Source organism: Nocardia sp. TBRC8007, from assembly GCF_056629435.1.
In genome coordinates, this window is record NZ_JBWSOR010000005.1 from 22,671 (window position 1) to 41,284 (window position 18,614).

Consider the following 18,614-nt stretch of genomic DNA (forward strand, 5'->3'; position numbering starts at 1 on the left):
AGCCATGCTCAGGAGAGTTGCGGATTTCGTGGAAAATCCTCGCGTTCGGGTAATGCGGTGATGAGATCCTGCAGCGCCGTTCGCAGGCGTGTCGAGGTTCCGCTGCTCAGCGAGGTCCATTTCGTGCCGTCGTCGGATTTGCTCGCAGTTGCCAGCAACCTACCTGCACGCGTATCGAATACGGCGATGTGATTGTCGGTCGTGTCTCTGGTGCCGTCCCCGTACACCACGCCGATGATCTCGGCATACGAGTGGATCTCTACCAGGGCCGAAGCCAGCGTCTTCGCATCATGTGTCGGGTTGCCCACCTGCGTCAGCCGTTTCGCGGTGGCCGCGGTGTCGCCGGTATCACCGAATATCGCGGCGAGCTGCTCGGTCGGAGCGTTCAAACCGTAGAGCTCGAGCGGCTCGGCATAGCCCAGTGCCGCGATCACCGTGCCGGGCAGATCGTTTCCCGCCTCATCGATGACATAGGAATCCTGCCCGCGAAGAGCGACGACCGAGAGGTCGACACCTTTGGCCAGACAGAATCGGCTTACGTATCCATCGACTATCAACCGCAGGGCGATGATCCAGTGTGGCCGGTTCAGCGCACGCAGTCGATTCTCCAGATCGCGATGCACCGCGTTGTCATCGAGTAGCTCCCGCTGAGCCAGGGATTCGGCGGCCGCGGCCATCGCTGCGCGGTGATCGGCCAGGTTGTCGTAGCGACCTCTGGCGTTCAACACTACCGGGACCTCGATCTCCAGTTTCTCCACGAGATATTGCATCTCGTCGAGCGACAGGGTGACCGATTCCAGAGTCGATGGGCCGCGGCCCGCGCCGAGCACCGTCACTCAGTCGTCCTGTCGAGATCCCCGCCGATAACTCCGTCGGCGGTGAGTCTGCCATCGTTGAAGTGCTCGTCGGACCGCAGATAGTCCGGGCCGGTGTGCTCGGTCCCATCCTCCTCGATACTGCGTATTTGCCTTCCCCATAAAGGATTTCCGCTACCCCCGTGTGCTACTCGGACTGGCGTCGTACTGGACCTGTCGGCCATGGCGGTTTCCTGCATCGGTGCGGAACTGCCACCGATCGTGCTGCCCATGCCCCAGCCATCGGGAAGCTTCAGAGAGCCGCTGCCAGTACCCGCCGAAGATCCGATACCGGAGAACGACACTGTTCGGGTCGCACCGCCACCGCCACCGCTGCCACTGGCGGTGGCGGTGGCCATACCGGCGCCCATCGCCATCGGAGCCGTACCGGACATCGTGGGGGGAGCGGTGGTGCCGGTCACCGCCGTGATGGCGCTACCCGCGACATTTCCGACCGTGGAAGCACCAGTGGTGGCGATGGCGCCGACCGCCTGGGCAGCCTGAGTGGCGGCGTTGGCGATACCGGGATTGCTCGAGAATGCCTGTGTGGCGGCGATGGCGGCCCGGATCGGGTCGACGGGGACCTCGGTTCTTGTTTCCGCCGTCGGCGTGGGTTCGGCTGTTCCCGCGCCGACGGCGATCGACGGCGGCATCGTGAACTCGGCCGGGGTCGCGACCATAGCGCTCGCTGCCGCTTCGTAGGTCTCCATGACCATCGCGGCGCGAATGTCCATGAGGTGCCTGGCCACTTCCGCTGCTTCGAAGGCACCGGACAGCACCCCTGGCGGGTTGGCCGATGCGGCCAAGGCGGCATTGACAGCCGCGATTTCGGGCGGGCTCGGCATCGCCAACGCGGCAACGTTGTACGCGGTGGCGTTCGCCGACGCCTTCGCACTCATCGCGGCGGCTTGGACGCCTTGTTGTTCGGACCAGCCGAGGAAATCCGCGAGTTTGCTCAGCGCGGCGATACCGTTGACACCTTGCATACCGATACCGAGCTCGGCCATCACTCTGGCGATGGTCGCTGTCGCGTCGACCCAGGTGGCGGTGAACCCACCCCATGCGGTGGCGGCAGCCGAGATCGGAATCGCATGCGCGCCGGCATGGAGAGTGGCCGAATTGACTTCCGCTGTCCGGGCGGCCCATATCACCCCGGTGATTCCTGCAACCATGTTCGTTTTCTCCCCTGGATAAGTATTGCTGACAGGTTTCAGGTGGCGGATCTACACCTGGATAGCGTTGATGCCTGCGGCGCGCACTGCATCACCGGAGACATAGTGGGCCAGTTGTGTGCGCAGCGTCGCCGCGGCGTGGTGGCACTCCACGATGGCTTGTGCGATAGTGCGGTCGTGGGAGATCGCCCCCTGGTTCAAATGATTCGCGCTGAGGAGTGAGACCTCCTCCGAGCCAGAAGGAAGCACATGGGTCGCGGGTGCAGTTACCGCCGCGGCGGCGGCCAGTCGTTCGGCGACGAGGTCGAGCTCGGCCGCGGCGGCGAGAATGGCTTCCGATGTGATCAGTACATGTCCAACCATGACTCGACTCCTTCTAGTGGTTTTGCGGCGGAACCACGAGAATTCCCCCTTCGAGTGATAGGACGCGACAGCAACGCGATCGGTTCCATCGAATCCCCAACTTCTTCGATCTCCCCGCTGATTACACACTGACAGCGTGGTATACGCAATACGATCCGGCCGGGCTAGCCCCAGCCCAGCTGATGCAGGCGCTCATCGTCGATTCCGAAATAGTGTGCGATCTCATGGATTACGGTGATCGCCACCTCTTCGACGACCTCGGTCTCGTCGGTGCAGATATCGAGGATCGTGTCGCGATATATCGTCACGGTATCGGGAAGCGCTCCGCCGTAATGGCTGTCACGTTCAGTGAGCGCGATGCCGTGATAGAGCCCGAGTAGGTGCGGATCCTCTGGATTACGCGACTCGATCAACACGACCACGTTGTCGATCGCGCGAGTCAGTTCCGGTGGGATGAGATCAAGTGCTTCGCCGACCAATTCCTCGAATCGGTCGGTGGACATCGAGACGGGCATCGCTGCTCGGCTATCTCGGCCGCGGTGCGGGCTGAGGGGGCAGTGGCGCGGCGCCGGGAAGCGGTGCAGGCGTGGAGCGCCCGTCCTTGGGGGGTGGTACCGGAGCCTGGCCGTCGATCAGGATGTCGCCCTTTGCCGAGCCGACGATCGGCGCGAAGCCTTCCCCGACGGTGCCCTTACCGACCATGCAATTCAGTTTGTGGCTGCCTGCCATCCAGCTGCGAGCGTCGATGTAGTCGAAGAACATCGTCAGCGTCTTGTCGCGGATCGCGTCTGGGCTGCCGAGGTAGTCCGCCGCGGTGCGAGTGCACTCGTCGTTCATGAACTTGTTTTGTTCCTTTTCCGGAGGCGGGGCGCTCGCGAAACGGGTACCGAGGTCGATGGTGGAGACGATCTCCACGGCGTGCGGCTGTGCGCAGTCCACCGGATTGGTAGGCAGGTTCTGATTGATGCCGAGGCAGACACCCGGCTCGTATACCTTGGACTGGTCTTGCTCGGTGGCGCTGCCCTTCGTAAGAGGGATGGTGCCTGCCTTGGCTGCGGCCTGCAGCCCGCAATGTAGCATGCGGTCGCCGTGCTTCCAGGCCTCTTGACTGGGGTACATCAGCTGAACGAGGTACTTGCCATGCGGATCGAAGCGACCGTTCAGGTACTTCCGCACTGCGGGCACACAGTGCTCTTTCATCAACTCGGTGGCCCGCAGCATATCCGGCTTCCGTGATCCCGGACCGAACTCTTTGCCTGGATACTTGCTCAGGTCGATTTCGTCTGCGACCTCGAACTTATGTTCGTTCGAGCAATTCACCTCGACCAGATCGGATCGGTCGGGCTTGCTCCAGGTCAGGCAGTCGCCTTTGGTCGCGGTGCTGAGTTCCTTGTCCAGCACGAGCTGTGCTGGTGCATTGGGAGGGTGTGCTTCCAGGCTCTTCTTGTGGTCGAACCCGGTCAAAGACAAGGTCGTCAGGGCCGCTATCACCGCGCCGGTAGCCACCGCGATCAAGCCCCAGCGCACGGTGGGCGCCGACAGATGCAGATCGACCGAGCTGACCGAGCGGCGTAGCGTGGCGGCGCGCGACGACGCGCCGCGCCTGGGCGCGCGGGGAGACGGGGACGGATGTTCGGTGGGCATCGCGGTCCATCATGGCAGTGACTGTGCCGTGGTGCCACGACCCGGTCGATCGGGCGGCAATCCGCGCGCGTCGGCTCCGCACACTAGCTCAGCCGCGCAGTGCCGATAGTCAGCCGCGCAGTGCCGATAGGAGGATGCCGGGCAGTTTGGCGGGGTTGGGGTTCGCGTAGAACTCGGTCAGCCTGCGTGCGGTGCTCGCGGCGGTGGAGTTGTCGACGAACCATGGTGGTTTCGGTGAGAGGGCGAATTCACCGCCCGGCAGGGAGCGTGGTGTAGGCCGGAAGGGGCCGCGCACCACCGTGCGTTCCACGTCGTCCAGCAGCAGGGCATTGTGTACTACACCGATTCCGCTCTGCACGTCGTCCAAGGTATGTCCGGGGAAGGCGCCCCAGATGGCGCGCGGTGCGAGAAAGGCAAGCCCGGTCCAGGTGTTCACGGCGATCGTGCCATAGCGCAGCCGCTCGATCGCGCGGTCGAAGGCGATGCCGAGTCTGCGTATGGTCGTGGGCGATGCCAGCACGTTCGCGCCGAGAGTTCCGGTCAGCTCGGTGTTCGCGAAGTCCACCGCGCGCTGCAGGAACTCTCCGCCGGTAGCGGGGAGTTCCACCACGCCCAGCACCGGAGCGAAATATTCGGTATTCAGCAGCGGGGTGTCGGTGCGTGGTAGTCGCTCGATCAATACCCGGCCCTCGTCGAGGCGCTCGGCCTGCGGATACGCCGCCAGCGCGGTAGCGACGCGCGCATCGCTGCCCGGGTAGTACGCCGTGCGGTGCGGTGCCCTTTCCAGGGCACGCCGCAGCTCGGCGCAGAATTTGTGCTTGCGGTCCCAGTCCGCGCTGAGCACCACCACCTGGGCCGCCACGCAGTTGTAGCCGCCATTGTGTAGCCGGTGGGTCGCCACGTGCTCGGCCTGATAGCGCAGATCGGCGTCCGACCAGGCACCAGGTACCACAATGGTCGGCGAGACGCCGCCGAGCTCGCTGGTGATCGGCTTGTCCAGCAGCGGCCGGTTGTCTTTCTTCCGTGCCAAGCCCTCCTGGCCTGGCCCCCACACGATCGCGTCGTGGGTGTGCGCACTGCCGGTCATGTGCACATGCGCGACGTTTCGATGGTGTACCAGATAGCTGCCTTGTTGGGCATCGCCAGTCATGATGCGTAGCACGCCGAGTGCGAGTAGCGGCTCGAACACCATCTCGAACACGGTGAACAGCGGATCGGTGATCGGATTGAGCTTCAGCGCGACCACGCGGTTGTGCGCGTACAGCTCGTAGAGCGTGTCCAACAGCGGAATCGAGGTGATGTTGCCCGCGCCGAGTACAGCGCCGATGCCGCCGGTGTGGGCAGGATCCCGCTGGGCGAGTCCGGCCCGCTTATGTGCTGTGTCAGCGTCGATACCGGGGCGGAGCCACACCTCGCCGCGGAAACCGTGCAGCAGCATCCGGTCGTAGTTGCTGAACGGTAGGATCGGCACCGCGATCCGCCCACCCGGTGCTTCCGTCAGAGTGACGCCTGCCAGCGGACTGTGGCCGCTGTCCAGCGCGGCAAGGGTCGTCGAGAGCGCCGCCGTGGCCTGCAGGAGGGCGACCGGGCCGGATAGCCATTCCTCGCCTGCCAAAGGCGAGTCCGCTGGGAGGTCCTTGATAGCACATGCGGTCCGTACCCAGTCCTCGGCGAAGCGGCCGGCGCGGGAATGGATTTCGTCGAGTAATTCGCGGCGGCGGCGCAGCGGTGTCGCAGCCCACGCCTTCTCGCCTGTACTGAGGTCTGCCAATGCGTCGTCGATGGCTGTCTCGTCAAAAGTGCTGTGCATGAATTAACTATGCGCGCAAACCGCCGCCGATAGAGCCTGTCCTGGGATATCAGCGTGAAGGGCAATTCGCCGACCACTAGGCTGGTGGCCCATGATCGACCTCCGATTCCTGCGGGACCACCCCGACGCGGTCCGCGCTTCGCAGCGTGCTCGCGGCGAAGATCCCGCTCTTGTCGACGCTCTGCTAGAGGCGGACGCGGCCCGGCGTGCCGCAGTGGCCACTGCGGACACGTTGCGTGCCGAGCACAAGGCGATGGGCAAGCTGATCGGGAAAGCAGGCAAGGAGGAGCGGACCGCACTGCTCACGCAGGCGGCCGAGATGTCGGTCAAGGTCAAGGAGGCCGAAACCGCGCAGCATGCCGCCGACGCCGATCTGGATGCCGCGCACCGCGCTCTCTCGAACGTGGTGCAAGAGGGCGCGCCTGTCGGTGGCGAGGAGGACTACACCATCCTGCGCACTGTCGGCACACCGAGGGAATTCGACTTCGAGCCGAGAGACCATTTGGAGCTCGGCGAGTCGCTCGGCCTGATCGATATGGAGCGCGGCGCGAAAGTTTCCGGCTCCCGATTCTACTTTCTCACCGGATACGGCGCGCTGTTGCAGCTGGGGCTGTTGCAGCTGGCCGCGCAGAAGGCCGTGGCCAGCGGGTTCACCATGATGATCCCGCCGGTGCTGGTGCGCCCGGAGATCATGGCGGGCACCGGGTTTCTCGGTAAGCACGCCGCTGAGGTCTACCGCCTCGCCGAGGACGATCTCTACCTCGTCGGTACCTCTGAAGTTCCACTGGCGGGCTACCACTCGGACGAGATCATCGATCTCAGCGCCGGTCCCAAGCGATATGTGGGCTGGTCATCGTGTTTCCGCAGAGAGGCAGGCAGCTACGGCAAGGACACCCGTGGCATTATCCGGGTGCACCAGTTCGACAAGGTGGAGATGTTCGTCTTCACCACCCCGGATCAGGCCGACGCCGAGCATCAGCGGTTACTCGGTTGGGAGCAGGACATGCTCGCCGCTATCGAGGTGCCTTATCGGGTGATCGATGTCGCGACCGGTGACCTGGGCAGCTCGGCTGCGCGTAAATTCGACTGCGAGGCATGGGTGCCTACGCAGCGGGCTTATCGGGAACTCACCTCTACCTCCAACTGCACCACCTTCCAGGCTCGGCGTCTCGCCGTGCGTTACCGCGACGAGAATGGAAAATCCCAGATCACTGCTACCTTGAACGGTACATTGGCGACTACTCGTTGGATTGTGGCGATCCTGGAGAACCATCAGCAAACCGATGGGTCGGTCCGAGTTCCACAGGCGCTGGTCCCATTTGTTGGAATTGACGTGTTACGACCGCCGAACTGACTATCCGCGGAGGATTTCCGGCGTATCGGGGCTGACTCGCCATACCGGATTCTGGTGATGTGGCAGCCAGCGGGCCTTTCTGTGTCTAGGCTGTTCCCGTGCGAGGAATCGGGTCTCGCGGCGATACCCGAACCCGGGTGCGGGCCGCGTCTGCGCTGGCGACAGCTACGGTCGTGGCTCGGACAACTGGGGCTTTCTACATCATAGGCGGGGTTCTCGGCCTATTGATCACTGTGATCGTCCCTGGTACGGAGGGTAATAGGCCTTTGGTCGGCGGGGTGGCGGCCACAGCGCTGGTGCTCGGTCTCACACTGCCGGCATGGGGGTCGCGTCTGCCGCATTCGATCCACCACCTCTACATCGTGACTGCGACGATATTGGTGACCATTTCGGTGTACGCGTTCCCCAACACGGTGGGGGCGGTCGGTCTCGCGGCGTTCTATGTGTTCATCGCGTGCGATGCGGCATTGTTCCTCGCTTGGCCGCAGGCGACGGCGCAGACCGGGGTCGCGCTGCTGCTCTGCTTGTGGGTGTTGCCAGCGCGGCCGGTGACACCGGGGTTGCCGTGGTGGTCGGGCTTGATTCCGGCGGGAGTGACTGCCTGTGTCGGCGTTATCGTCGGCATACTGACCCGGATGGCGGCCGAGGCCGACACTGATGTGCTCACCGGTCTGCTCAACCGCCGCGGTTTCGATCGAACGCTCAACATTGCGATCAAACAGGCGACCAGGACCGGGCGAGGGCTCGCGCTGGTACTGGTCGATCTGGATCGGTTCCAGAAAATCAATGACCATCTCGGCCACCGGGCCGGCGATGCCGTCCTGCAGCGGGTGGCCGATACCTGGTCGAAACTCCTGGCCGATGATCAGCACCTGGCCCGCTATGGCGGTGACGCGTTCGTCTTGCTGCTGCCGGATACCACTGAGCAGGCTGCGATCCTGTTCACCGAACAGCTGCGCGCAGCGGTGACGACCGCCTGTTCTGCTGGGGTGACCTCTTGGCAGCCAGGCGAATCCGGTTCGCTGCTGGTCAGCCGTGCCGATGTCGGCCTTTACCGAGCCAAGCAGGCCGGACGTAACCGCACGGTGCTGGAGTCCTCCCGGCAACTGCCGCTGGCGGTGGAGCTGCGCGAGGCGATCGATTGCGGCGCGCTCGATGTGCACTACCAGCCGATTGTCAGCCTGACCGAGGGGGGCGGCAAGGCGGTCGGCGTGGAGGCGCTGCTGCGCTGGTCGTCCAATGCGCAGCCGGATATCACCACCGAGGGACTGATCCGTGTCGCCGAGGAGTACGATCTCATCGCTGACCTGGACGAGCTGGTGCTACGCCGGGCCTGCAAGGACGCCGCTCGACTGCAAGAGTCCTTCGTCGAGCTGGACCTGACCTTGCATGTGAACGTGAGTGGACTCGAATTGGCCGAGGCGGGCTACGCCGACCGAGTAGCGAGAATTCTCGCAGACACCGGATGGCCCACTGATCAGCTCGTGCTCGAAGTGACCGAGAGCGAACTGGCTGCCGAGTCGCAGATGGCGATCGCTAATCTGCACACCTTGCGAGAGCGTGGAGTCCGCATCGCTATAGACGACTTCGGTACCGGATACTCTTCATTGAGCAGGCTGGCTACGCTTCCCAGCGATATAATCAAAGTCGACCAGTCCTTCGTCGCCGCGATCCGCTCGGGCTCGCCCGCACCGCCGCTACTCGGAGTGATTGCCGCTCTATCCAGTGCGCTGGACCTGCAGGTGGTCGCCGAGGGAGTGGAGACCGAATACCAGGCCGCTGTGCTCACCGAGCTGGGCTTCGCGCTCGCGCAGGGGTACCACTACAGCGAATCACATCCGGTCTCCGAGCTGATCGGCGATTTCGAAGACAACCAGGGCGGGGCCGACGCCTTGCACAAGAAGCTGGAGGACGGGGACTCGGTGCCGGCCAACGGCTGGGTGCCGTTGACATAAATACACTTGACGACGCGGTGCGCCGATATCCATGATGAGCGTCATGCGCATATTCAGCTACGGTCATTGACTTGTCGCAGCGCTGCGCACCCGGCCGGCAGATGATGTCTCTTCGCTCAGTCTGCGTGCACTGACGCTTCGGGTTGTGCTCTTCAAGAGCGTGGGCGAACTGATTCCCCTCTACGCGCTGTATTCCCTGCTGTTCGCCGAGCACGGCATGAGCATGGGGCAGATCTCCGCACTGTTCGCGATCTGGTCGGCGACTTCGTTCCTGCTCGAGGTGCCTTCCGGCGCATGGGCCGACACGGTATCCCGGCGCGGGTTGCTTGTGCTGAGCGGTGTGTTGCTTACTGCGGCTTTCACGCTGTGGACAGTGGCGCCTTCTTTCGGCGGGTTCGCCGCCGGTTTCGTGCTGTGGGGCGTGGGAGGTGCTTTGGCCTCGGGAACATTCGAGGCGCTGCTCTACGACGCGCTCGTTGCGCGCGGCGAGTCTGCCGCTTATCCGCGCATTCTCGGTTACACCCGAGCGGGAGCGGAAGCGGCTGTCGTCATCGCCATTGTCGTCGCGACCCCGTTGTATCACTTCGGCGGCTACGCGTGGGTCAGCTGGTCCAGTATCGCGATCGCCGCTTTGCATGCGGCGTTGGCTGTATCGCTGCCCAACGCGCCGAAGGCGTTGTCCACGGAGGACATGGCGGATTTCGAAGACACGGCGGATTTCGCATATGTGGAGACTGCGATCGCGAGCCCGCCGCGGCTGGTTACGCGATATCTCGGCATGTTGCGAGCTGGTGTGGCAGAGGCGATCCGGACCCGGACGGTGCGTTATGGCGTGTTACTGACGTCCTTGCTGTTCGGCATCACCGCATTCGACGAGTATTTCGCGTTACTTGCGCGGGAAGCGAGAATTTCGACTGTGGTGGTGCCATTGCTGGTTGGCCTCACTGTCCTCGGTTCGCTCGCCGGTTCGGTATCGGCCGGACGGACCGAGGGCATGTCGGGCCGGACAATGGCGATCGCGATAGCGGCGGCGGGCGTCTTTCTCCTTGCTGGTGCGCTGATTTCCGGTATCGCGGCGCGTCGTCCCGATGTCGGGTATCTGCTGGCTTGCCTCGGCTTCACGGCGATCGGTGCTTCTTATGGGATTGTCCACAATGCGTTGGTGGTTGCCGAAGCTCGCCTCCAGGACGCTATCGTCGGCCCTGCACGCGCCACAGTGACCTCGGTATCCGGTCTGCTCAGCGAGTTGGTCTCGCTAGTGGTCTTCGGATTCGCCGCGCTGGTGACCATGTGGTGGTCGATCTCCACACTCCTGGTCCTGCTCGGGATCGCCGTGCTCGCTTTGGCCATGCCCACGTCTCGTTGGCTACCCGCCGGTCGTCAGTCCGATGAGTAACCCCGTACCGCTGATGTGGCCCTCGGTAGGCCGTTGTCGCCGAGCTGCGCGAGGTGATCTCAGTAGTGTGGGGGTGTTTGCGTGCGGTGTCTGCTGTGATGCTTTCGCTGTACGGCTCGTTCGCAGCTCAGCTCAGCTTGCGAGAACGTAATTCATGCCCTTTGGAAGTTTTACACCGACCGGACTCCAGGTCCCACTGCCAGCCGTGCAGGTTGCAGGTGAGGGTGGTTTCCTCCACTACGCCGAACTTGGACAGGTCCGCTTTCAGATGCGGGCAGCGCCGCTGCACCTCCCAACCGTTTAGTTCGGTGGACGTGGAATCGTCGTGCGCCTCGGCGAACCATCCGTCGGCATAGGTGATCCGTTCATCGGTAAGGCACTTGAAGAACGTGTAGAGGAATTCGTTGTACCCGCCGATACGCCAAGTTTGGAAGCGCGTGGACAGGAAGATGGTGTTCACCCAGTCCGGCTCTTGGTCGCGCAGTACCGTGCGCACCAGTTCCGGCGCTATGCGGAAACCGTAGCGGTATCGGCCCTCGCCAGCGATGGGCTCACGCACCGCGCGCTTGGGGAAGTCGAGCACCACGGTTTCCTCGCCGATTACCAGGGCGACCGGGTAGCCGATGCCATCGCAGATGAGATCGCTCTGCGCCATGATCGGCTCGAACAACTCCTGTAGCGGCTCGAGTAGCGCGCCTCCGCCGGTAGCCCAGGTCGCTTTCTCGGCCGCCAGCACCGGTGCGAGCCGCTGTGCCATCTGTTCGATGTAGCCGGCCTTGTCGTCATAGATCTCGGCGGGGTCGCTCGGGTGGCTGAGCGTCAGTTCGGATCCGCGTATATCGGCGACGGAGCCGGGGATCATCAGGACTCCGCCTGTATGGCCATGACTGTTCATCTGCTCCAGGAACACCCGCTGATCCGGGAAGATGTTGCCTTCTTCACCACGATCGTCGTTGAGGTAACGCAGCTCATCGTCCAAGAACACCGGCGGACCTGCTGAGGGGACTACCCAGGTCGCGCCGACCTGCTCGATGTAGCTGCGCGCCCGGTCCATGCCGCGCTGGCGTTTCTGCTTGCCGAAATTGGCCTTGGTGCGTACCGGGATGTCGTAGACCATCGGGTACCAGATCGCGCCGGAGTACTGCAGCAAGTGGATATCGATGCGGCCGAACTGCTGATGCAGCACATCCATCTCCACAGGCCGGGCGTCATTCATGTTGAAGCAGGTGGTCTCGCCATCGGAGACGACCAGCCCGGAGTCGCCGATCGGACCATCGGCGGGCGCGCGCAAAGCGATGATCATGATGTCCAGATCGCCATTGGGCCCGGACACTGTGTGTTTGACTGAGTTCGCGGTTTCGAAGAACGTGTGAAAGCCCAGATTCTCCAGCTCCCGACGCAGGTCGGGTACGGGGTAGTCCGGCAGAAGCACAGTCGCGTCCTTGTTGACGTACTGCGCCAGCAGCTTGGCGTCGAAATGGTCGCGATGCAGGTGTGAGACATACAGGAAGTCGCACGCGCCCAGCTCTTCCCAGTTCAGCTGGGTGTTGTCGGGAAAAGGAAACCAAGAACCGAAGTACGCGGGGTTCACCCACGGATCACAAAGGATCGCCCCGGCCGCGGTGCGGATGTGGAATCCGGCGTGTCCGACGCTGGTGATCTGCACTAGCTGCTCCTCCTGCCGATATCAGCTACCCAGAGTAGTAGTCGCGGCGATGCCTCGCCGACGCAGTAGCCGCGTTCTGATTCTGTCGTTTGTTCCCAGCAGGCACGTGGGCGGGTCACTCGTGCGGCCTTGCTCTGACGCAGCTCCGACACGGCAAGTGCGGGCAGTGCACTACCGACGAGGTGGGTAGCGACTAGGCTAGTGGACTTGTGGAACCCGTCTATCGGACGATCATCGGGCTGGCCCGTACCGTCTTCTTCATCCAAGGTCTGAAGTTCACTATCGTCGGCGCCGAGCACATCCCAGCGCGAGGTGGTGCCGTGCTGGCGGTGAACCACACCGGCTATATGGATTTCACCTACGCGGGCCTGCCAGTGCGCACGCCGAAACGCTATATCCGGTTCATGGCCAAGAAAGAGGTCTTCGACAACAAGATCTCCGGCCCGATCATGCGAGCACTTGGGCACATTCCGGTGGATCGTTCGGCGGGCGCAGACTCCTATCGGGCCGCAGTGGAGTATTTGCGCCGCGGTGAACTGGTCGGGGTATATCCCGAGGCGACGATCAGTCGCAGCTTCGAGATCAAAGAGTTCAAGTCTGGCGCGGCGCGTATGGCTATCGAGGCCGATGTCCCCATCATCCCGATTGTCATCTGGGGTGCGCAACGTGTCTGGACCAAGGGCTTCCCGAAGCGGCTCGGCCGCACTAATACGCCGATCTCGATCGCTGTCGGTGAACCCATCCAGCCGGTGGAATCGGCTGCCGAGCTCACCGCCGAGTTCCGCTCCAGGATGCAGGGAATGTTGCTGGACTTGCAGAAGGACTATGCGCACGAGCCAGGCGCATACTGGGTTCCAGCTCGGCTCGGCGGCAGCGCCCCTACCCTGGAGGAGGCGGACGCGATGGATGCCGCCGAGGCGGAGGCCAAGGCCGAGCGCAGCAAGAACGCTCCGGGCCGATAACGGAAACCCGATGGCGCGCGAGGGGGATCTCCTCGACCGCGCCCAGCAGAACTTCCCGATACCAGCGGGCGCCCGTTGGCTTCCTGCGCGTTCGGGCGGCGCCGCACCGACTCCGGCTGCTGCCGCCGTCCTGGAACGGGAGGAAGCCAAGGATCGCAAAAGCGCTGCTAGACGCCGCGTCGAAGCCTGCTGAGCAGTATGGGATTATCCGGTCGCGGCTACTGCGCCGTGGAGCGGAAGCCGCGCAGTCGTAGGCTGTTGCTGACCACGAAGACCGAGGAGAACGCCATCGCCGCACCGGCGAGCATCGGATTCAGCAAGCCTGCCATGGCCAGCGGTATTGCGGCCGTGTTGTAGGCGAAGGCCCAGAACAGATTGCCCTTGATGGTTGCGAGTGTCCGGCGGGACAGCCGGATCGCGTCCGTCGCTGCCCGTAGATCGCCGCGGACCAGGGTCAGATCGCTCGCCTCGATAGCAACGTCGGTGCCGGTGCCCATAGCTAGCCCCAGGTCGGCCTGAGCCAGCGCCGCGGCGTCGTTCACCCCGTCGCCCACCATGGCGACCACCTTTCCTTCGGCCTGTAACCGCTTTATGGTGTTCGCCTTGTCCTGTGGCAGTACCTCGGCGATTACCTCGTCGATGCCCACCTGGGCAGCGATTGTTTCAGCGGCCGCTCGGTTGTCACCGGTCAGCATGATCGGGGTGAGGCCGAGCGCGCGTAGTTGGGCAACCGCCGTGGCGGAGGTCGGTTTCACCGCATCGGCGACCACGAGCACGCCGCGGGCCTTGCCATCCCAGCCCACCGCGACGGCGGTCTTGCCCTCGGCCTCAGCTGTGCGCATTGCCTGCGCCAAGTTCTCGTCCAGATGCTGCGACCAGTCGGTCAGCAGCCGGGCCCTGCCGACCAGTACCGCGTGTCCGTCTACCACGCCTTGGACACCGAGGCCCGCGATATTCGTGAAGCCTTCGACCGGCTTCAGTTCGCCCACCCGTGCCCTGGCACCTTTAGCAATGGCCTGCGCGATCGGGTGCTCGGACGAATTCTCCAGCGCACCTGCCAGTTCCAGAATCCGAGAGACCTGCTCATCGGTGGCCGCGACGACGTCGAGTAGGGTCATCCGGCCTGCGGTAACAGTGCCGGTTTTGTCCAGCACCACAGTGTCCACCCGACGCGTCGATTCCAGCACCTCGGGCCCCTTGATCAGGATGCCCAGTTGTGCGCCACGTCCGGTGCCGACCATCAGTGCGGTCGGTGTGGCGAGTCCGAGCGCGCACGGGCAGGCAATGATCAGCACAGCCACCGCGGCGGTGAACGCCGCGGCCACGGACCCACCAGTAACGAGCCAGAAGCCGAGTGTCGCGACCGACAGTGCGATCACGATCGGCACGAAGATCCCGGAGATCTTATCGGCCAGTCGCTGTGCCCGCGCTTTGCCGGTCTGCGCCGCTTCGACCAGCTCTGCCATCTGCGCCAGCTGAGTATCCGATCCGATCCGGACGGCGCGCACCACGATCCGTCCGCTGATGTTCACTGTCGCACCGACCACGGTGTCATCCGGGCCGACCTCCACCGGTACCGATTCTCCGGTGAGCATCGAGGCGTCGACAGCCGATGACCCCGCCACTACAACGCCGTCGGTGGCGATCTTCTCACCAGGGCGAACGACGAATCGATCACCAACAGTCAGCTGTTCCACCGGAATCCGCTGTTCGACCTCGTCATGGCTATTGCTGTGCACACGGCTGCGGTTATCGTCGTGCTCTCGGTATTCTTCGTGGTCGCGCGTGCTGCCTCCTATGGGCACGTCGTTCGCACGGCGTAACACGGAGACTTCTTTGGCGCCTAGTTCGAGTAAGGCGCGCAGTGCCGCGCCGGCACGGCGTTTGGCGCGTGCTTCGAAGAAGTGCCCGGCCAGGATGAACGTGGTCACGCCTGCCGCCGCCTCCAGGTAGATGTTGCCGGTGCCATTCGTCCTCGAGATGGTGAACTCGAACGGATGGGTCATGCCAGGAGTCCCCGCCGTGCCCAAGAACAGCGCGTATAGTGACCAGCCCAGTGCCGAGAGTGTTCCGATGGATACCAAGGTGTCCATGGTCGCGGTACCGTGCCGCAGGTTGGTCCATGCCGCGCGGTGGAACGGCAGCGCACCCCATACCACCACTGGTGCGGCGAGGGTCAGCGAAAGCCACTGCCAATTGGTGAACTGCAGGGCCGGGATCATCGCCATGGCGATCACCGGTGCCGACAAGGTGAGCGAGATCAGTAGGCGGGTGCGCAGCTCGGCGGCTGGATCGGTTGGATCGTTCGCGGAAGCCGGGCGCTGTGGTGATTGCGGCGAAGCGGGCAGCCTCGCGGTGTAACCCGTCTGCTCGACAGTGGCGATCAGATCGGCCGGGGAGACGTTTCCGGTGATGTCGATCCGTGCCTTCTCGGTGGCGTAGTTCACTGTCGCATAGACACCATCGAGCTTGTTCAGCTTCTTTTCGATGCGAGCGGCACAGGACGCGCAGGTCATGCCACCGATTACTAGCTCGACCTGCTCGGATGCAGGCGTTTGCGTTGCGATGGTCACTGTGAGTGCTCCGTTCTGGACGGCCTGGTGCGTCGAGGTATGCAGTGCGGCGCGCTGCGGCGGATCAGTAGCTGTGCCCGATCGGTCCGTACTGACCAGTGTGTTCGTTGTGTGTCTTCGTGTCGGTGGTCGGGGTGTATATGCCGATAGGCGACTACATCCCCGCGGGCGGCGAACTTGGTGGCGGTATTCATCGGAAACTCTGGGCGACCGTGCTCATGGTCACTCCTTCCTCTCGATACTCTTTCTCTACCATACCCCCCTAGGGTAAATAGTCGTCAAGTGTGGCCCGGTGCACAAGACGAACTGAAAGGGTTCGGCCGCATATTGCGGCGATGACACCCGCCGCTCGGGACGAGAAGCACGGGCGGCGGAATGAATCAGATCAGGCGGAGTGCAAGCCACGGGCCGACTGAGCGGTCTCGGTGTCAGTCGGAGCCGAGTGGCACGCAACTGTTCTTCTGCGACGACTGCGATACGCGTCGCACGCCGGAACTCAGGTGGGGTCGGAGCCGTGAATGGCTGAAAACCAGATCACCGCGGCGGCGGCGATGGTGGTGGCGGCGAGGAAAACGGGTAGGCCGCCGCCGTCGAGATATACCCATAGAAGGGCGGCGAGTGGAGCGGCGACGGTGGATTGCGCGTCGAGCAGCAGTCGGCGACGTAGCTGGGTAGCCTGCGTGGTGCGGACGGGAGCATCGGCGTCTGGACGGCTGGGATTGTCGATCAGGCGTCCCGGAGGTTCGGTGTCGCGGATGCGGCCGGAAGGGTAGAACCGCTGTCCGGCGATATGCGCGGTCCGGTCGGTGAGGTTCGCTTCGGTCTCGGTGAGAACGGCCAGTGCCGGATCGAAGTAGACCGGAAGCCAGCGTGGGCGCCCTGTTCCGCTGATCTGCAACCAGGATCGCCCAGCCAGGCGGTGCTCCTGGCGGATGCGGGTGACCCGTACCGTGCGCGCCGAGCCCGAACGCCAGAACGGCAGTACACCCCAGGCGATGCCTAGCCGGTATCCGGTGTATCCGATGATCCCGAATGTGAGGGCTGTGATAGCCGCGAGCTGGTCCAGCGTGCCGAACGGCGCCCAAGCGGCACAGACCGCGAGGGCGCCGGTCGTCACGGTGAGTGGATAGGCCAGTGGATGGCCCGATCCGAGACTCACTTCAGGAAGCCCACCTTCGTGTAGTCCGGCGAAGCCAGTCCGAACGCTCCGTAGTTGGCGAGGTTGTCGCGCTGCGCCACGGTGCCTGGTGACTGGACGATCGGCAGTGAGTGGACCTCTTCGAAGATCATTCGGTCGGCTTGATTGGCGAGTTCGATTGCTTTGTTCGGATCAAGTTCGGAGATCGTCTTCTCGATCAGTGCGTTCAGCTCGGGTGAGCCGATCCGGGCTTTGTTGGAGCGCGGACTATTCCGATCGTAGGCGTAGATCTGTGGCAGTGCCAGGAGTGGAAGGACACCGCCCTGCCAGCTGAACTGGGCGATGTCGAAGTTCCCCGGATCGATGATGTCGGTGAACAGCCCCTGTCCCGGATAGGTCTCGATATTCAGTTTGACGCCCACTGCAGCGAGATTCTGCTGGGCTATTTGCGCGGTCTGCACCCACAGGTCCTGCTGGTACATGACATCACGGAGCTCGAGTTTGCGCCCGTCTTTCTCGCGAACGTCACCATTGAGTTTCCAGCCCAGTTCATCGAGTTCTTTCGCTGCCTGTTTCGGGTCGTACGCTACGACCCCCGCGTTATCTTGGTAGCCTTCCTGGCCGACCATGAAGATGTGGTTGTTGAGGGGTTTCGGATCAGCCACCACCCCGAGCTGTACGGCTGACGCGATCGCTTGCCGGTCGATCGCTTTCGCGATGGCGCGCCGGAGTGCGGGGTCGGCGAGGATGGACCCAGGAGCGCCGTTGAAGGTGAAGTGTGAGAAGCGGGGCGAAGGTGCCCGAAGAACATTGATCCCAGGGGTGTTCTGCGCAGTGGTCACCTCGGAGATCCCGGAGATATTCGCCGAATCGATCTCATTGTTCTGCACGGCCGCCAGCCGCGCGGAGGAGTCGAGCACGTTGTAGGTAACCGTGTCGAGTTTAGGCTGGTCACCCCACCACAACGGATTGCGGCTCAGCGTGATCCGCTGCTGGGCCCGATCGATGGAACTGATCATGAACGGGCCTGCGCTCAACGGCATGCCGTTTCGATAGAGATCGTTGAATGCCTGCGGGGTAGCCAGCGCGGCCTTCGGATAGAGGATGCCGTACTGCCCTTTCCACTCCGCATAGTGTTGCTTGAAGGTGACTATTGCCTGCCGGTCATCGACTCCGCGCTCTACCTTCTCCACCCGGTCGAACCCTGCGTTCGATGAGACCTGGAAGTTCTTATCGGCGCCACTCAACGCTCTCGCCTGAGCGGCCATGTCTTTCCAGGTGATCGGGCTACCATCCGACCAGACTGCTTTGGGGTTGATGGTGTAGGTGACCTTCTGCGGATTCGTCTCGGTCAGCCGGATGTCGCTGAAGTAGTCGTGATCGACGCTCAGCTCGCCCGCGGCATTGGACCGGAATGCGCTCGGCATGGTCCATCCCACCACTTCGGATGCATCGCCGTCGCTGTCCACATGCCAGGTATTGAATGTCGCGGGAAAGGACGAAATCTGCAACCGGAGGTTGCCGCCCTCGCGTAATTCGCCAGGGTCCTTCGCGTTGATGTCATTGGTGCTGCCGATGGTACTGGTTCCGGATGTGACACCACTGTTACCGGAGCAACCGGACGCGATCAGCCCGATGGCGATACATGGGATCACGAACCGGGCGCCGAGAGATCGAATCCTCACGGGTGGTCCTTTCCGCTCAGCAGGGTGGGCTGAACATCGTCT

Annotated in this window: 15 protein-coding genes; 5 read left to right on the forward strand and 10 right to left on the reverse strand. The window is 63.4% G+C overall.

The genetic code is table 11. The annotated features are described in order from the left end of the window. Positions 1-8 precede the first annotated feature (8 nt). From ACX4ZE_RS07380 to ACX4ZE_RS07405, 6 genes are all read right to left on the reverse strand, one after another. Positions 9-836, reverse strand: a complete 828-nt coding sequence (locus ACX4ZE_RS07380) for an ESX secretion-associated protein EspG (protein WP_480272573.1) — start codon at positions 834-836, stop codon at positions 9-11. Next, positions 833-2,026, reverse strand: coding sequence for a PPE domain-containing protein (locus tag ACX4ZE_RS07385; protein ID WP_480272574.1), 1,194 nt, complete (start codon positions 2,024-2,026; stop codon positions 833-835). Before ACX4ZE_RS07385 ends, ACX4ZE_RS07380 begins: the two co-directional genes overlap by 4 nt. A gap of 51 nt (positions 2,027-2,077) precedes the next feature. Then, on the reverse strand, positions 2,078-2,389 hold the full coding sequence (locus ACX4ZE_RS07390) for a PE domain-containing protein (RefSeq protein ID WP_480272575.1): 312 nt from the start codon (positions 2,387-2,389) through the stop codon (positions 2,078-2,080). Positions 2,390-2,553: 164 nt separating this feature from the next. Next, complete coding sequence (locus ACX4ZE_RS07395) at positions 2,554-2,904, reverse strand: metallopeptidase family protein (RefSeq protein WP_480272576.1); 351 nt, start codon at positions 2,902-2,904, stop codon at positions 2,554-2,556. Between the two features lie 10 nt (positions 2,905-2,914). Then, a complete protein-coding gene (locus ACX4ZE_RS07400) occupies positions 2,915-4,033 on the reverse strand; it encodes a septum formation family protein (protein ID WP_480272577.1) in 1,119 nt (372 codons plus the stop codon). Between the two features lie 109 nt (positions 4,034-4,142). Beyond that, positions 4,143-5,843: an aldehyde dehydrogenase family protein gene (locus ACX4ZE_RS07405; protein ID WP_480272578.1), complete on the reverse strand. Its 1,701-nt coding sequence runs from the start codon at positions 5,841-5,843 to the stop codon at positions 4,143-4,145. Positions 5,844-5,934: 91 nt separating this feature from the next. Here ACX4ZE_RS07405 and serS point away from each other — a divergent pair, with 91 nt between their 5' ends. The 3 genes from serS to ACX4ZE_RS07420 all read left to right on the forward strand — a co-directional run bounded on the left by serS (position 5,935) and on the right by ACX4ZE_RS07420 (position 10,548). Continuing rightward, positions 5,935-7,197: a serine--tRNA ligase gene (gene serS, locus ACX4ZE_RS07410; protein WP_480272579.1), complete on the forward strand. Its 1,263-nt coding sequence runs from the start codon at positions 5,935-5,937 to the stop codon at positions 7,195-7,197. A 98-nt stretch (positions 7,198-7,295) separates the two neighbouring features. Further along, the gene (locus ACX4ZE_RS07415; RefSeq protein WP_480272580.1) at positions 7,296-9,152 is read left to right on the forward strand and encodes a putative bifunctional diguanylate cyclase/phosphodiesterase; all 1,857 of its coding nucleotides are present in this window, start codon (positions 7,296-7,298) and stop codon (positions 9,150-9,152) included. 145 nt (positions 9,153-9,297) lie between these two features. After that, positions 9,298-10,548, forward strand: coding sequence for an MFS transporter (locus tag ACX4ZE_RS07420; protein WP_480272581.1), 1,251 nt, complete (start codon positions 9,298-9,300; stop codon positions 10,546-10,548). A 127-nt stretch (positions 10,549-10,675) separates the two neighbouring features. Here ACX4ZE_RS07420 and ACX4ZE_RS07425 read toward each other — a convergent pair whose 3' ends face one another. Beyond that, entirely contained in the window at positions 10,676-12,214 is a 1,539-nt protein-coding gene (locus tag ACX4ZE_RS07425; protein WP_480272582.1) for a Rieske 2Fe-2S domain-containing protein, read from the reverse strand. Positions 12,215-12,423: 209 nt separating this feature from the next. On the opposite strand from ACX4ZE_RS07425, the gene ACX4ZE_RS07430 reads away from it, so the two are divergent. Further along, positions 12,424-13,176: a lysophospholipid acyltransferase family protein gene (locus ACX4ZE_RS07430; RefSeq protein WP_480272583.1), complete on the forward strand. Its 753-nt coding sequence runs from the start codon at positions 12,424-12,426 to the stop codon at positions 13,174-13,176. A gap of 10 nt (positions 13,177-13,186) precedes the next feature. Then, complete coding sequence (locus tag ACX4ZE_RS07435) at positions 13,187-13,369, forward strand: hypothetical protein (protein WP_480272584.1); 183 nt, start codon at positions 13,187-13,189, stop codon at positions 13,367-13,369. A 25-nt stretch (positions 13,370-13,394) separates the two neighbouring features. On the opposite strand, the gene ACX4ZE_RS07440 is transcribed toward ACX4ZE_RS07435, so the two are convergent. The 3 genes from ACX4ZE_RS07440 to ACX4ZE_RS07450 form a co-directional block, all read right to left on the reverse strand. After that, positions 13,395-15,692, reverse strand: a complete 2,298-nt coding sequence (locus ACX4ZE_RS07440) for a heavy metal translocating P-type ATPase (RefSeq protein WP_480272735.1) — start codon at positions 15,690-15,692, stop codon at positions 13,395-13,397. Between the two features lie 553 nt (positions 15,693-16,245). Further along, entirely contained in the window at positions 16,246-16,908 is a 663-nt protein-coding gene (locus tag ACX4ZE_RS07445; RefSeq protein ID WP_480272585.1) for a hypothetical protein, read from the reverse strand. Beyond that, the gene (locus ACX4ZE_RS07450) at positions 16,905-18,572 is read right to left on the reverse strand and encodes an ABC transporter family substrate-binding protein (protein WP_480272586.1); all 1,668 of its coding nucleotides are present in this window, start codon (positions 18,570-18,572) and stop codon (positions 16,905-16,907) included. The genes ACX4ZE_RS07445 and ACX4ZE_RS07450 overlap by 4 nt, the downstream gene beginning before the upstream one ends. Between the last annotated feature and the right edge of the window lie 42 nt (positions 18,573-18,614).